The following is a 16,595-nucleotide window of genomic DNA, read 5'->3' on the forward strand; positions in this document are numbered from 1 at the left end:
ATGTATTAATGGTACTGTTCATTACTTAGCAACTGGGCAATAACGCTTGAACCCACAGGTTTACTAAATAAATAGCCTTGGGCACCGTCACACCCCAATTCTTTTATAATATTAAATTGCTCTTGGGTTTCAATCCCCTCTGCAATTACCTCAAACCCTAGATTATGACCCATTTCAACCATAGAGCGAATCAGAAGATAAGTTTTCTCATCAGATGAAATATCATCAACAAAATACTTATCTATTTTCATACAATCAATTTTAATATGTTTCAATGATGAGAATGATGAATACCCTTTTCCAAAATCATCAATAGCTAATTTAATACCCAACGCGTTTAAATTATGAAATACCGAAACATTATCATCATGAGTTTGCACTAGTCCCTCTGTTACCTCTAATTTCAGTGAATTAGGATCTATTGCGGTTTCAGCAATAACCTTTTCAACAAGCGGTACTAAGTCATCATCCAAAAAGTGTGTTGGCGAAACATTAATTGCCATTCGAATGGCTGGAAACCCTAATGTCAGCCAATTTACTGCTTGCTTACAAGCCGTTTTCAACACCCATTCAGTTAAGGCCTTTATCATCCCTATCCGCTCTGCTGTAGCTATAAACTCACAAGGAGAAACCTGCCCAAGCTCACTATGATACCAACGACATAACGCCTCTACTCCAGTTACTTTACCTGTAACAATATCAATTTGCGGCTGATAAACTAATGATAATTCTTCTTTTTCAATCGCTTCTCTTAAGTATTGTTCAACCTTTAACCTGTACTCAGCGAGTTCAGTTAAACGAGGACTATAAAAAGCATAACGATTCCGACCAAGCTCTTTGGCAGCATAGAGTGCAGTATCTGCCGCCTTGACCAACTCCTGATGATTTTTACCATCATCAGGATAATGTGCAATGCCAATACTACATGAAGGAGTATACTTCCTTCCTAACAGGTATAATGGTGCCGATACAGCCGCTAAACAACGCTGAGCAACATTCGCTCCATCACAATCATCATCTAGGTTTTTAACAATAATACAGAACTCATCACCACTTAGCCGGGCAATAAAATCAACATCTCTGCGCGTACTATTTAATCGATTAGCTACTTCAATTAACAAAGCGTCACCTGCAGCATGACCAAATGAATCATTGATCGTTTTAAAGTTATCAAGATCTAAATAAAGTAAACTAAACCGTCGTTGATAACGGCGAGAAGTCTTAATCAACTCCTCTAGGTTTAAAAAGAAATACATTCTGCTTGATAAACCTGTTAATTCATCAACGTACGCTAAATCTAAAATTCTTTTTTGATTTTGCTCACGTTCCATAATAATACCAGCAAGTCTTGCAGCTGAAAGTAAATCATTTGACTGTTGCTCGTCAGGCAAGGCGGGAAAGTCATAATACATACCTAAAGCACCTAACACTTTACCTTGAGAGTTTTTAATAGGCTCAGACCAACAACTTCGCATACCGTGTGGCAATGCAAATTGTTTTATATTTTTCCACTTACGATCAGTTGCAATATCTTCAACAATCACCCGTTTCCCTGTATAGGTAGACGTGCCACAAGAGCCAACATCAGGGCCGTTGACGAGTCCATTTACTGCATCACAATACGCCTTAGGTAAACTAGGTGCTCCACCATGCAATAAGATATTGTTATCAAGTTCTAGTAATGAACAGCGCATTCCCGGGTATTTTTCTTCGTACATGTGCGCAATTTCATTGTAAATATCAGCTGCTAAATCCCCTTTAGCAATCATTTCCAGAATTTTATTATGCCGTTGTTCAAATAATTCAGCTTTCTTTTGTGTGGAAATATCAACATGAGAACCTATCAAACGTGTTGGCCTATTGTCAGTATCACTTTTTACATAAAGTCCTCGTGACCTAATATAAATATATGTACCATTTTTGTGGCGCATACGAAGATCAATTTCAAAATAGTCACTATCGCCTGCTAAAAAATGTTCAACCGCTGCTAAGGTATTACCTTTGTCATCTGGGTGAACTAAAGTTTTCCAAGTGTCTAAATTACTAGCCAATTCATTTTCTTTATAACCAAGCATACTCTTCCAGCGAGGCGAATAATAAACGTGGTTCGTATTTAAATTCCAATCCCACAACCCTCCAATACCTTCTGCTGACGAAAATACAAACCTCTCTCCGTTTTTAACTAACTCAGAAAGCTGTTCATTACACTTTCGTTCTATTTCAAGTTCCTTTTGTAAGCGTATCAATTCCGTGCGTAAGTTTAATTCTTCTTTTCGGTTTTCACTCATAACACACTCACTGAATTTTATTATTACCACAGATATAAATTACATTTGACTAAACAAAAGTACAATTAACAACAAATATTGTAATAATAATTTTAAGTCCCACATAAAACTAATTACTGATAATTTAGTATACATGAATTCAAAAACATTAATAAACACTAGCCTGCAAGCTACAATTTTAGGACATTTTTTACATATCCGCCCTAAAGTTTAATGCTGCAAATAAAGAAAAAATTAGTCAGTAATTATCAAAACCCAACAGCCCGCAGATTAAATAAAATCATCTTTTTGTAGAAATAAATAAAAAAATGACTATTAAACAATCAAAAAAACTCGATTACAATCAATGACATTTACTAGCTTTTATACCTGCTATAATGATATATAACTACTTTATGATATTTCTATTTATCGCCATTCATGGATGAGGCTCTATGATGTTTAATGCTGCTTCTAAGCAATTGCTATTATTAAATACTGATTTGGAACAGCTGGCTGTTTTAAACCAGTTGCTCTCCAGTGGTAGTTCCTACAAAGTGGTTGTTGCTTCGAAAGTAAAAGATGCCATTAAAATTTTAAAACATGAGCAAATAGACTTTGTTATTAGTAATATTCATTTAGACGATTTCGATGGCTGGCGTTTAGCAAGAATGATCCGCTCAGGAGTACTTAAATGCTCTGCAGAAACCCCTTTTGTTATTGTGGCAAATACTTGGTGTGAACATATAGCAAGTACCACAGCACGCGAGTTTGGTATCAATAAAGTGGTACCATTTAAGGAGCACGAAAAGTTACTTGATATTGTCAATGAAAATCAGCTTATCTCACTTGATGATATGGCTAAAACATCAATTTTAGTTATTGAAGACAACCCTGATACCCGCCACCTAGTAACAAGAATCCTTTCAAGTCGTTTTACTATAGATACTGCTGTCGACGGCGAGTCAGGGTTAAATCTATGGCGCAAAAATGACTATGCGCTCGTATTACTCGATGTTATGTTGCCAGGATTATCAGGCAATCAAGTGCTTAATCACATCATGCGAGAGAAACCTGAACAATCAGTAGTTATTATGACGGCAAACCACACTATGGAATTAGCTGAAGAATTAATGCTAAGTGGTGCTGCTGATTTTGTTACTAAGCCTTTTCGCGCAGAGCAATTAAGAAGAGTGTGCGAGTCTGCTACACGCCGTGAAGACTTTATGATCAGCAACGAACAGTTTGCTAATAAAGTAGAGTCGCTACGTCAAAGTCAAACAGAATATAAACAAATTTTAGACGCGCATCAGTTATTACTCGACCAATTAGGAAGTGTAGTTATTGAGCTTGATACGTCCGGTAAAATAACTTTCCTGAATAAAGCATGGGAAAAATTAACAGGTTATAAAATTGATAGTTCATTACAATTAGCGCTAACCGACTTTATCGAACCGGCTGAATTCTCAAACTTTAACACTGCAGAGCAATTACAACCGATATTAACTGGGCAAGTTAACTCACTTCATTTTGAGTTTAAATTAAAAAACAAAGTCAATGAAGATCTTTGGGTAGAAGCCCGCTTAGAGTTAACCTTATGTAATGATAATAAAAGCTACAGTATTTCAGGCACAATTGACGATATCACCTCACGTAAAAAAGCACAAAGTGACTTAGAATACCTCGCAATGCACGACGGATTAACGGGCTTATACAATCGTCATTATTTTGAGGTAGAACTAGGCCAGTATTCTGCAACAGCAATGCGCGGTAGTGGCCCTCACGCGTTACTCTATTTAGACTTAGATCACTTTAAAGTGATAAACGATACTGCAGGCCACCATCATGGAGACAGCGTTTTAAGAAATATTGCCAAGTTAATTAGTAACCGACTACGTAAAGCTGATTTTTTCGCTCGCATTGGTGGTGATGAGTTTGCAATCCTATTACCAAACACTAACCAAACTATTGCACTAAAACTTGCCGATAATATTTGTAAATTGCTTGACGAGTATTACTGTAAAATCGAAGGAGAGACTTTTAAAGTCAATTGTTCAATTGGTATTTCTGAAGTTGACGGTATTGAAGAAAGCGCCGAAGAGTATATGAAACAAGCCGATATAGCCTTATACGCCGCGAAAAAGCAAGGCCGGAATATGGCTCATATTTACGATCAAGATGATGTTCATAGTAAAGAGCTGCAAATGAGTTTGGAATGGGTCAGAAAATTACATCAAGCCGTTGCTGACGACAACTTAGTATTATACTTCCAACCAGTTGTAGAAATTGCAACACGAAAAATAGCCTATTATGAAGCGCTTGTTCGGCTCGAACTTGACGGAAAAATAGTTCCACCAGGCGAATTCATTCCAGCCCTAGAGCGCGAAGGCGGCATGAAATTACTTGATAGACAAGTCATTGCCAAAGCTATTAAGTACTTAGCTGAACACCCTGAATTACATAAAATTGCTATCAACCTCTCTGCACAAGGTTTTGGCGATGAAAGGCTTGTTCCTATTATTAAGGAAGCCTTAGCAACTAACCAGGTTGAAGCTGATCGCATAATCTTTGAGTTAACAGAAAGCGCGAGTTTAAGTAACATTGGTGAAACCAAGAAAATAATCTCTCGTATCGGTGAGCTTGGTTGTGAATTCTCAATTGATGACTTTGGTACCGGCTTTAGTACCTTTGATTACTTAAAACAAATTCCCGCTCAGTCAGTAAAAATAGACGGTTCTTTTGTTGTTGATTTAGCTTCCAATACTGTTGATCTTGCACTGGTCAAAGCAATATATGAAGTTGCATCAGCACTAGGTAAAAAAACCGTTGCCGAATTTGTTGAAAACGAAGAAACCTTAACAATATTAAAAGATATTGGCGTAAATTACGCACAGGGTTATCATTTAGGAAAACCAACCCCTATAGAAGAGTGTGTTATTGTTAATAAAGCAAATTCACAACTAAAAGAGTTAATATAAATCATACTATCTGACTGACTTTCTTCCTAAACTCTAGCTCCCGTTGGTTTATCCAACTTTAGTGAAAGAGAGGAAGATTATGACTCAGTCATTCCCACTTGAAAGCAAGCTGCTTGAAAACACAAACACCCCAACAATTGCCGACAATGCCGACGTAATTATTGCCTACTTAAAAATACTGAAAGTAGACTATATATTTGGCGTGCCAGGTGGTGCAATAGAGCCATTTTACAATGCTATTGCTCGCAATCAATCTACTGGAGGTCCAAAAATAGTTGTCGCAAGGCACGAATCCGGTGCTGCATTTATGGCAGAGGGTTACGCAAGAGAAACAGGGAAGTTAGGTGTCTGTTGTGCAACAACAGGCCCTGGTACTACCAATTTGCTAACAGGCGTAGCTTCAGCATACGCCGACAATATTCCGATTTTAGTTATCACCGCACAGACCCCTTTACCAAAATTTGGTAAAAACGCCTTACAAGAGTCCTCTTGTACCGCGATAGATACCGTAGGTATTCTTCGCTATTGCACCAGTTATAACACCTTGATCTCTCATGGAGAGCAAATCAATACTAAAATTGTCGCAGCCATTATGGCGGCATTTAGAGTGCCAAGTGGGCCTTCACATATTAGTATTCCATCAGATATTCTGAGAGAAAAAGCAACTAAACTGCCAACGTTAAACCCCAATAATTTAGTTAATGACGTTAATCTAGTTGATGATATTGCCATTGCAAAGTTAGTAAATATACTCAGTAGCGCAAAGCGTATTAGCTTATTTCTTGGTCGCGATTGCGGTAAAGCAATTAATGAAATAATTGAATTTGCTGAACTTACTAATGCAGCAATAACCACAGGGCCCGCAGCAAAGCGTTGGATAGATTGCTTTCATCCTCAATATCACGGTGTATTTGGCTTTGCAGGACACGAGAGTGCAGAAAAAGCGTTACTCGATGAATCTGTAGATACCATTATTGCTATCGGCACGCAAATATCAGAATTAGGTACCAATGGCTGGAATGAAGCATTATTAAGTGACAAGCTTGTTCATATTGATGAAATTCATGAACACTTTTCAAGAACTCCTATGGCACAACATCATGTTTGTGGTGATCTAACTGGTATTTTTAAACAGCTTAATAGTGATATTAAGCAAGGTGTAAAATGGGGGAAAACATGGGGTTCACCACTCGCGTCAAAACAACACTTCCTAGAAAAAAAAGCCATTTGTGGATCACAAGTAAGCCTTAACTTACCACAGAGTTGTTATTCAGACGCAACCCCTTTAAAGCCACAGCGAATTGTTGCCGAGTTTGCAAAACACATTCCTGAAGACTATCGCCTACATTTTGATGCCGGTAATGTCTGGGCATGGTTTACACATTATCATCACAGCAGTAATACCTTAGGACATTATCATATAGCTATGGGGTTTGGCTCTATGGGTTGGGCTATAGGGGCAGCTGTTGGCAATTGTATTGGCAGTCGTAAGCCAAGTGTTTGCATTACTGGTGATGGCAGTTACTTAATGGCGGGACAAGAAATAACAGTCGCTTTACAACACCAATTACCAGTTATCTATGTAATATTTAACGATAGTGCGCTTGGCATGGTCAAGCATGGTCAAAAACTCGGTGGTGCAGAACAGGTAGGCTTTGCATTACCCAATATTAACTATGCAAAATTGGCAGAAGCCATGGGTATTGAAGGTATTCAAATAAAAACCGTTGATGAACTAATGAATATCAATTGGCAACGCTTGGGTAATAAGCAAGGCCCTACCATGATTGATTTACATATAGATGCAACTGAAATACCGCCAATGGCCCAACGTGTAAAAGGCCTAGCAAACCAATCAGCAACTCCAGGAGGATAGCCCATGTCAACATCTAACAAAGTGAATAAACCTAATTACCAATCAAGTATTTGGTTTGAAGAGCCTGAACATAACAACCCATTTGCGGCAAAAAATAGCTACTGTCATGGTTACAATGTTTATCAAGACATTCTGCCAAAGGCGAGTTTAAGTGAATATTGGTATCTACTATTTATTGGTGAGCGTCCTAGCCAAAATCAAACAAAGCTACTCGAAAAAATTGCCGTGATTATTGCTAATCCAGGTATGCGTGATGAGAGTATACGCGCAGCAATGAACGCCGGAGTTGGCGGTTCAACAGCTGCGGCATCACTAATTGCTGCTTTAGGTGTTGGTGCAGGTCAATACGGAGGTGCTAGAGAAATATTTACACTTGTCGAACAATGGCATCAATTAGGGCATAACTTAGACGCTTGGAAGCACTTTTTAACAAGGCCAAATCAGGATTATACCCGCATTGATATCTGGTCTGAATATGAGCATGCCCCTGGGTTTGAGCCTAACGGGTTAACATGCCCTAACACTATACTCCAGTCACTTAATTACCTTGCTGATTTATCGCCAAATGGTGCCACAGCTTGGTTGCGAGAAAACAGAGTTGAGCTTGAACAACAACTCAATTACCCGCTGAGTATCACAGGTGTTATTGCTAGTGCAATCTTTGACCTAGGCTTCTGCGCTAAAAAAGCAGAAATGCTTTTTCTAATTCTACGATTGCCAGGCGCGGCAATACATGCGTTAGAGCAGGAAAAGTTAGGTTGGAAGAAGTTTCCATTTTTTGGTCAAAATACCACTTTAACAGATGATCCAGGCCCGATGGGATTACCTACTGTAGAAGGAGTTGAGCTATGAGTATTAATAATAAACTAACGCATGAGGACACTATTATCACGCGTATGGGTAAAGGATTTTTAGGTGAACGTGTTGTCTATAGAGGTAAAGATTTACACCATCAACTTAAAAATAGCCAATGGCTCGAACTATTTGCCTACGGCATAACAGGTCGTGAATTTACCGAAAATGAATTGAAACTACTAAATTTTATTTGGGTGAGTACCAGTTATCCTGATAAAGCAATTTGGCCAAACCATATTACGGCACTAGCAGCATCGTCTCGCAGTACAGCATCATTAGCACTAAGTATAGGAATGACAGTCTGTGAAGCTTCAATTTACGGAGGAAAACCATTTAAAGTTGGCATAGATTATTTTTTAAGAGCCTCTAACGCCATAAAAAGTGGTATTCGACTTGAAGAGTTTATTGATCGTGAAATACTAAATCACCATACTGTGTATGGTTATGGTAGACCACTTGCAAGTTCAGATGAACGTATTTCTCATATGATAAGCTTCGCGAAAAAACTCAACTTAGCTTCAGGCGAGCATTTAAGTTTAGCATTAAGCACAGCAAAATATATGCACAAAACAAAAGGGCTCAGCATGAATGTAGCAGCAATTTACAGTGCTTTATGTGCGGATTTAGGTTTCACAGCAAATGAATTTCATCAATTCATGACTCCATGCTTTTTTGCAGGAATGCCACCATGCTTTATCGAAGCAAAGGAAAATCCCGAAGGTAGCTTTCTACCTGTTCGTTGCGACCGTATTTCTTATTCAGGTATTCGTAAACGTAGTTGGGATTAGCAATACTTTAATCGTTTTTAAGGATATATATTAGTAAAAAATGAAAAGCTATAACACTAACGTGACTTTTAACCTCAATATTAATAATGAACGTGCGTTGTTATAGCTTTTTAACACCTGCTTTCGCGGGTTAAAATAATTTACTTACCGATAAATAGGCACTGCGTTCTGCTTGAGGTAGATCATTAGGGATGTTTACCTGACCTGCGGTAACATTCGCCGAGCTAGGCTCGCGAACGTCATCATCAAGCAAGTTAAAAATACTCAGTTCAATTTCAATATCATTAACTGGAAATTGGTACCTGGCAGATACATTCACCAAAGTATAATCATCTAATTCTGCACGGGTATCGCCTGGCACTCTAGAACGGTTGGCAATATAACTCAATTGACTAGTTAATTTTAATTGTTCGCTTATTTGCCATTCAGCTCTCATATAAGCTTGCAAGCTCGGGTGCTCGCCAACGTTACTTTTGACAATATCATCTTCTGCTTTTACATACGCTAAGTTACTACGTAAAATTAAATCGTCATTGTATGTATAATTAACACTTGCTTCGAAACCTTGTCCTGTGCGCTGCCCTTGATTTTGCGCTGTTGCCGTCCCGGTATTGCTGTTTTGAACAAAAGTAATCAGATCTTCAATTTCATATCGATAAAGATTAAAGTCAAATGATAGTTTTGGTGAATAGCTATAATTAAAAGCAAGCTCCAACGTATCTATATTTTCTGGACTTAAATTAGCATTACCTAAAGCTACAGGGTTATTTAAAGTTAACAACTCAGCAAATGACGGCGCTCTAAAGGCTCTTCCATATAAAAGCTTGGTTGTTAAGTTCAAGCTTGTTGACCAAACAAGCGCTAATCTAGGGTTTATTGTTGAACCTATATCAGTGTAATCATCAAAACGACCACCTGCAGTTAACTCCCAATCTGGCGCTAACTGCATTACCCCTTGAATATAAACAAAATAACTTTCCCGATCAGCTTCCGGCATAAATACTTCTACAGTATCTGAAACATCTTCCACTCCATTTGGGCGCGGGCTAAAGTCAGCATAAAAGTTCTTACTTTCCGTAACTTTATATAAATTTTGTCGCTCGTACCCGCTACCAAAACTAATATCCGTACTTGCAAAACCACTGTAGCGAGCATTTAGTTCAACATGGGTGGTCTCTTCTTCCCACCCAGGGTTTCCTATTAAACCATCAGGAAAAGATCCGTTAAATGCACCTTTTGGAAACAACACCAGATCTTTTTCGATTTCTTGATTTGAACCGTAATAACTTACTTTTCCCGCTATAAATAAATCATCCAAAACAGCTTGTTCCTTAAACGAAACATTAACCACTTTTTTATAATTACCGTAGCGACCATTGCTATCTAAAACCTCTGTCGGACCTTGACCAGTACCAACATCACCTCTTTCTTGAAAGCCTAGATCGATGTTAAATAAATCATTCTCTGCCGAAAGCCAGATATCAAGCGCATCAAAACCAACATTTAAATTACCTGGAGCCAAAGATATTGGTGACTCTCCAAATTGATCTATCGCACTCTGAGCGTCTGCATCTATAATGCCTTCATAGCCATCACTACTTAAGTACTCAAAATTAGCAGCGACTTTCCATGAACCTAAGCTGAACTGACCATTAAACCAAGTATTTACTGTATCAAAGCTACCAACTTTAGCCCCAAACTCATTGAGCCTATTCTCATCTGCTTTTTTAGTAATAATGTTAATAACACCGGAAAAAGCATCAGCACCATATAATGCTGAGCCAGGGCCACGAATAACTTCTATTCGCTCTATGGCATGAATTGGATACTCCCCCCAAACAGTGTGATTGTCTCCTCGCACAACACTTTTGGTTGAGGTGCCATTAACCATAAATAATGTTTGTGGTGTAAAAGTGGTAGATATTCCGCGAAACCAAAATTCCGGCGCCATATTCTGACCACTTTTAGAGACATGTAAACCCGGAACAGTATCGAGCACTTCAGAAAGGTTTCTCGCCCCCATATTACGAATGTCTTCAGCAGTTATCACAGTAGCGACCGACGGGGCTTTTTTGATCAGTTTTTTACTACCAGTGGCCAGTGATATAAAATCTTCGTCGCCATAAAAGTCAGCTAATGACTCTTCCATTTCTACGTAATCATTAGCAACTGCAGCAGCTTCAATAGTAATGCTCGAGAAAGCTAACACAATTAAAGAATTGATAACCTTTCGGGCAAACCGCATACAAACCACCTTTATTTATTATTAAAAACGAAAAAGCTAAACTAATTTTCTGTTAAGTGTAGTGAATCATTAGTTTTTTTCAATAAGAATATCATCTAAAAGCTCACAACTACTTGCTAATTTATCGGCAGCGTTACGTTAACTGTGGTGCCAATATCTAATTCACTACGAATACGAATTTCGCCATCCATTAACTGACAAAATTTCTGCGTTATTGCCATACCTAACCCGGTTCCTTCAAATTTTCGCGTTTGACTGCCATCAATTTGTGTAAATTTATCAAAAATAAATTTTAGTTTATCTTGAGCAATTCCAACGCCTGTATCAGCAATACAAATATGCAAGAATTTATCACAATTAAACAAGGTAAAAGTAACTTGGCCTTTGGCTGTAAATTTACAAGCATTACTTAACAAATTGAGTAATATTTGCATCACTTTTTGCCTATCTAAACTGATAATCAATTGCTCAACATTATTTTGAACAATTAATTTATTTTCATTGGCAATTGCCATTGGTTGAATTGTTTCTATGGTTTCATCAACTAAATGCTTAATATCAACAGACTTTAAATTTAAGTCCATTTTTCCGGCCTCAATCTTGGCTAAATCAAGAATATTATTTATTAACGCCAGCAATACATGCGCGCTACGAATACTCTTATTCAAGTCATTTGCTTGCTCCGTCATACACTCAAGCTCTAAGTCTTCACGGACTAAATCGGTATAACCAATAATGGCTTGCAATGGCGTACGCAATTCATGGCTAATATTAGCTAGGAACTCTGATTTTAGCCGACTCGCTGTTAATGCTGCATCACGGGCAACAACTAACTCTTGCGTGCGAAATGCAACTTCTGACTCCAAATTATCGCGGCTCTTTTCCAATGCTAGATTTTGCTTACCTAAGGTCGTCATCATTTGATTATAGATACTCGCCATTTGCCTCACTTCAACGGGCCCAAATACATCTGCATTAGTGTAATGCCCAGAATCACGTGCTTGTGCCATAGTTTGTGACAAACGCAACAAGGGCGTCGTTAAGCGGTTTAATATCCACGAAATGAGTAATGACAGCAATAATGCAAATACGGTTGCGATAAGAAAATTATTAACGATTATCGAGCGCTGAATAGCATGGAGCGCTTGCTTATTGTATTCAACCAACACATAACCTAATACCTGTTGTTGCTGGGAGATTTCCTCGGGCTCAACAAGCTCCATATCATCAATATCTTCAACGTATATCACGGGGGCGAAAAAAAGCCAGGTTAATGCTGTTTCTTGATAAAGCTGTAGCTCAGTCAATTTGGTACTAACTTCAGCGGGCATAGCGCTATCGTTCATTTTAGAATCGTGAACTAAAAGACTACCATCGTCTTTGTAAACTGAAATGCTATCTACCGACTCAAAACCCAGAGCATTATCAATGGCTTCGCGAGCATTATCTTCACTTGCTGTTAACAATGCCAGAACAACCCTATCAGCTAAATTGTCAGAAATTTGTAAGCCTGTTTTAACCGTAGATTTCTTAAGTTCAATACTGGTTTGCCATGCAGTAACACCAGAGGTAACAACTGCCAAGCAACCGAAGCTTGCAAAAAACAACAATAAAAGCTGTTGTTTAAAGCTGGTTTTAGAATTGAAAATAAGCTTGGCAACTTTCATTAATAGTTACTCCGGAAAAGTTAACTGAAAGTTACTTTGCTGTGCTTTAGTATAATTAAACCCTAAATGAGCAGCAGTACGTAAATTAACCGCTAATAACATCGAGGTTAGTGCAGAAAATGGCATAGTCGCTGAGCCTTCGTTGCAAGCTTTAATCATTTTATATAATTGTTGCCCAAGCCCGTGATTATCTGGATATATAGAGAATAGCGCCCCACGTTTAGCATGAGAAGGTTTACTGGAAAATACCACAACATCTTTCGCCCACGCTTTTTCCAGTATAAATGGCAAGGTGACTTTATCTTGCGAAGAAATACGGTCAACAGGTAACCAAATGGCATCATTTTCCGTTAAGCTTGCATCAAATAAGCTTTGATAGTATTCAATTGCCTGCTTGGTCGATGTTACTTTCTTAACATCAAGTTGATAGCCTTGCGATTTTGCCGCTTGTTGAGCCAACTCAATAAGCCATTCGTTTGCTTGGCTATAAGCAAGGTGAATGCGAATAACCTTTGGCGCTACTTGCGTTAGATATCGAAAGAGATATTCGGGATCGGCAATTAAACTAATTCCCGAAATTGTATTAGGTGTTATTGGAAGTGCACCAGAAACAACCATAAAGTCGCTAGCTAGTGATCTTGCAAGTTTAAGCCCTGAACGCCCTAACACAATAACTTTTTTGATACCTTTACTTACTAATTGCTGCTTAATTCGCTCACTATCAAACTCTTTTTCAAGTGGAAAAACCACAAGCTGGCTCACTTGTTCATCATTGACTTTTGCCGATTGCACACCAGAGAGGATTTCTTGATAAATGGCATTATAAGGCTCAGGAACATTAGGATAAAAAATTGCTATATCCTCTAATTTTGCAGCAAATACTTTGCCGCAATAAAGAGAGAAAATAACAAAGGTGATAATTAAACTAAAACGACGCAACAACAACTCCCTGTATATTGGCAATAGCGATTTCGTAATACACTTATATTATAGCTAACATGGCGCTAAAAATATCAGAACAGGTTGAATATTAATAACAATTTAGCACTTAAAGTATTTTATGTGACATCTTAAGATAATTTTCTCACTCTAGGCACCTTTTAACAACGTAAAATAATGAAAAGTTTAGTACTTATCAATTTTACTATAATTATCCAACATTATTTGTACATTAACACAATTAGTTGTCGTTTATAAAAATTCAATCTTAGTGGCTAAATTGATAGCTCTTACTTAACTGCATTCATCTAAACTATGGTTTTAATAGCGTCTTGAATAATACTGGTCACTTTTTTTAAATACTTTTGAGCCTCTGGCTCAGAATAGTTATTCGAAAGTTGATTTAAAAACCCATGCTGATAAGCACTCTGTTCTATATCTATCAGCGATTTCTCTTCCAGCATCTCTATCAATTTTTCCACTGAAAAATGTTGCTCAGACTTTGGAAAAACCAATGTAGTTCTTACTGTCGCATCAAGACTTGTCATATGCCTAATTTGGCTACTATAAAAACACGTTACAGATAACACCTGATGACAAGCAAGCTTTGGCATAAGTTGCCACATAGCACTACCACCAATACTAAAGCCAACTAACAACTTAGGGCCACTAATTGCACTGATTATCGATAATAAATACTGGCTATAACATGCTATTCCCACGTTTTCAGAAAAGTACTGGTAAGCTTGCTGCTCTGAGGCAAAGCTCTTCGGATGCTGATAAGGACCAAGAACATGAAATTGTACTGAAACATCCTCAATTTCTGGCGAATTAATTTGCTGACATAAGGCTTCAAACTCTCGACTTTTCCCGAAAATATCTGCTGCGAGAATTACATGTAATTTAGTCATATCTATCAAGCGAGGCTAATTTAGATCAAAATTTTACATGCTTTGAAAATTTTTGAAAGCTAAGTCGAGGCAAATACTAGAAATAGCTGACACGACCCGTTAGAATCAAACCATAGATATTTTAATCATGAACAACGAGACGTATTCAGATGGGCAGAGCATACCAAAACCGTAAATTATCAATGGCTAAAACGGCTGGTCAAAAAACTAAAGTTTATTCAAAGTATGGTAAAGAAATTTACGTTATAGCGAAAAATGGCAGTCCGGATCCTGATACTAACTTATCTTTACGTCGTTTAATTGAAAAAGCAAAAAAAGATCAAGTACCAACACACGTTATCGAAAAAGCAATTGAAAAAGCCAAAGGTACGGGTGGCGAAGACTATGTAGAAGCGCGTTACGAAGGTTTTGGTCCAGGTAACTGTATGGTTATTATTGACTGTCTAACAGATAACGGCAATCGCACCATTAAAGATGTTCGCCAATGTTTTACTAAAACTCATTCTAAAATTGGTTCGTCTGGCACTGTTTCTCATATGTTTGATCATCAAGCAGTTTTTGCTTTTAAAGGCGACGATGAAGAAACCGTTTTAGAAAACTTAATGATGGCTGACATCGATGTGACCGATGTTGACCTAGAAGATGGCATTATTACCGTGCATGCACCACATACCGAGTTTTTTAAAATAAAAACAGAATTCGCTAATTCAATGCCAGAATATGCGCTTGAAGTAGAAGAAATTACTTGGGTTCCACAAACTTATACTGAAGTTAGTGGTGAAGAAGACTTAGCAAATTTTGAAAAATTTATTCATATGCTAGAAGACTGTGATGACGTTCAAAACGTTTATCACAATGCTGATCTGGCAGAATAACTCATTAAATAAACGTGAAAAGGCATCACTTGTGATGCCTTTTTTGATCTCAACAAGCAATATTTATTAACTAGAGAGCCGCTATGATTGATTTTCGTTCTGATACCGTTACCCGCCCTTGTCAACAAATGAGAGACGCAATGGCAACCGCCGAAGTAGGGGATGACGTTTATGGTGACGACCCAACGGTAAACGAACTGGAGATTTGGGCAGCAAAACGACACAATTTTGAACAAGCCATATTTTGTAGTTCAGGCACTCAAGCTAATTTATTAGCCTTAATGGCACATTGCCAACGTGGCGACGAATACCTTTGTGGTCAACATGCACATAATTACAAGTTTGAAGGTGGGGGAGCCGCAGTATTAGGTTCAATTCAACCACAACCTATAGAAAACGAAAAAGACGGTACACTATGCTTTAATAAATTAGCATCGGCAATAAAACCCGACGACAGTCATTTTGCTCGCACCACTTTACTCAGTATTGAAAATACCATTAATGGTAAAGTTCTCCCTATAAACTATATGGAACAAGCGCGTGCTTTTACAAACACCCATAAAATTAAACTACATTTAGACGGCGCCAGAATCTACAACGCTGCAACCGCACTAAATGTTGATATCACTGAGCTAAGCCAACATGTCGATTCCATGTCGGTTTGTTTATCAAAAGGTTTAGGTGCTCCTATTGGCTCAATTTTACTTGGCTCTGAGCAAGTAATCAAAAGCGCAAAACGTTGGCGTAAAGTGCTAGGTGGAGGAATGAGACAAGCAGGTGTAATTGCGGCAGCAGCAAAAATAGCATTGGAACAAAACTCGAAAAGACTCCAACTAGACCATGACAACGCAAAATATCTTGCTCAATGCTTAAGCATATTGCCAGGAGTTGAAGTTAACCAAGCGCATGTTGAAACAAATATGGTATTTGCAAAGTTTGCAAAAAATATCGATATGGAAAGCATGGTTGAGCAGCTGAAAACTAAAGACATTTTAATAACAGCAGGCAACCCTATCCGCTTTGTTACTCACCTTGATATTGATAAAGTAGCTATTGATAGCTTCATAGACGCATTACGCAATATATTGCCGCGCTAGCAATGCAAAAATAGTATTAAGTTAGCAATTGTGCCAGCACTAGATTAGTCGATCACTATGCAGGTAATCGACTTTTATTTAGCTAGCAATTTTTATC

11 protein-coding genes are annotated in these 16,595 nt (G+C 38.0%); 6 read left to right on the top strand and 5 right to left on the bottom strand.

The genetic code is table 11. The features are described 5' to 3' along the window. Positions 1–5: 5 nt before the first annotated feature. Positions 6–2,288: a bifunctional diguanylate cyclase/phosphodiesterase gene (locus AC27E9_RS08095; RefSeq protein ID WP_487129000.1), complete on the bottom strand. Its 2,283-nt coding sequence runs from the start codon at positions 2,286–2,288 to the stop codon at positions 6–8. A 434-nt stretch (positions 2,289–2,722) separates the two neighbouring features. Here AC27E9_RS08095 and AC27E9_RS08100 point away from each other — a divergent pair, with 434 nt between their 5' ends. The 4 genes from AC27E9_RS08100 (at position 2,723) to AC27E9_RS08115 (ending at position 8,764) form a co-directional block, all read left to right on the top strand. Further along, entirely contained in the window at positions 2,723–5,245 is a 2,523-nt protein-coding gene (locus AC27E9_RS08100; protein WP_487129002.1) for an EAL domain-containing protein, read from the top strand. Positions 5,246–5,324: 79 nt separating this feature from the next. Next, positions 5,325–7,121, top strand: a complete 1,797-nt coding sequence (locus tag AC27E9_RS08105) for a thiamine pyrophosphate-binding protein (RefSeq protein WP_487129004.1) — start codon at positions 5,325–5,327, stop codon at positions 7,119–7,121. 3 nt (positions 7,122–7,124) lie between these two features. Next, entirely contained in the window at positions 7,125–7,973 is an 849-nt protein-coding gene (locus AC27E9_RS08110; RefSeq protein WP_487129006.1) for a citrate synthase family protein, read from the top strand. After that, positions 7,970–8,764: a citrate/2-methylcitrate synthase gene (locus tag AC27E9_RS08115; protein WP_487129007.1), complete on the top strand. Its 795-nt coding sequence runs from the start codon at positions 7,970–7,972 to the stop codon at positions 8,762–8,764. The genes AC27E9_RS08110 and AC27E9_RS08115 overlap by 4 nt, the downstream gene beginning before the upstream one ends. A gap of 130 nt (positions 8,765–8,894) precedes the next feature. Here the strand turns inward: AC27E9_RS08115 and AC27E9_RS08120 are convergent, their stop codons facing one another. The 4 genes from AC27E9_RS08120 to AC27E9_RS08135 all read right to left on the bottom strand — a co-directional run bounded on the left by AC27E9_RS08120 (position 8,895) and on the right by AC27E9_RS08135 (position 14,526). Then, entirely contained in the window at positions 8,895–11,009 is a 2,115-nt protein-coding gene (locus AC27E9_RS08120; RefSeq protein ID WP_487129009.1) for a TonB-dependent receptor plug domain-containing protein, read from the bottom strand. 116 nt (positions 11,010–11,125) lie between these two features. After that, on the bottom strand, positions 11,126–12,676 hold the full coding sequence (locus AC27E9_RS08125; protein WP_487129011.1) for an ATP-binding protein: 1,551 nt from the start codon (positions 12,674–12,676) through the stop codon (positions 11,126–11,128). A 6-nt stretch (positions 12,677–12,682) separates the two neighbouring features. Continuing rightward, on the bottom strand, positions 12,683–13,615 hold the full coding sequence (locus tag AC27E9_RS08130) for an ABC transporter substrate binding protein (RefSeq protein ID WP_487129013.1): 933 nt from the start codon (positions 13,613–13,615) through the stop codon (positions 12,683–12,685). A gap of 308 nt (positions 13,616–13,923) precedes the next feature. Next, positions 13,924–14,526 carry a hypothetical protein gene (locus tag AC27E9_RS08135; RefSeq protein WP_487129015.1) on the bottom strand — a complete coding sequence of 201 codons (603 nt, stop codon included), beginning with the start codon at positions 14,524–14,526 and terminating at the stop codon, positions 13,924–13,926. A 149-nt stretch (positions 14,527–14,675) separates the two neighbouring features. Here AC27E9_RS08135 and AC27E9_RS08140 point away from each other — a divergent pair, with 149 nt between their 5' ends. Both AC27E9_RS08140 and ltaE read left to right on the top strand, forming a co-directional pair. Continuing rightward, a complete protein-coding gene (locus AC27E9_RS08140) occupies positions 14,676–15,401 on the top strand; it encodes a YebC/PmpR family DNA-binding transcriptional regulator (protein ID WP_487129017.1) in 726 nt (241 codons plus the stop codon). Positions 15,402–15,484: 83 nt separating this feature from the next. Continuing rightward, complete coding sequence (ltaE, locus tag AC27E9_RS08145) at positions 15,485–16,498, top strand: low-specificity L-threonine aldolase (RefSeq protein ID WP_487129019.1); 1,014 nt, start codon at positions 15,485–15,487, stop codon at positions 16,496–16,498. Positions 16,499–16,595: the final 97 nt, after the last annotated feature.

The organism is Colwellia meonggei, assembly GCF_057537295.1.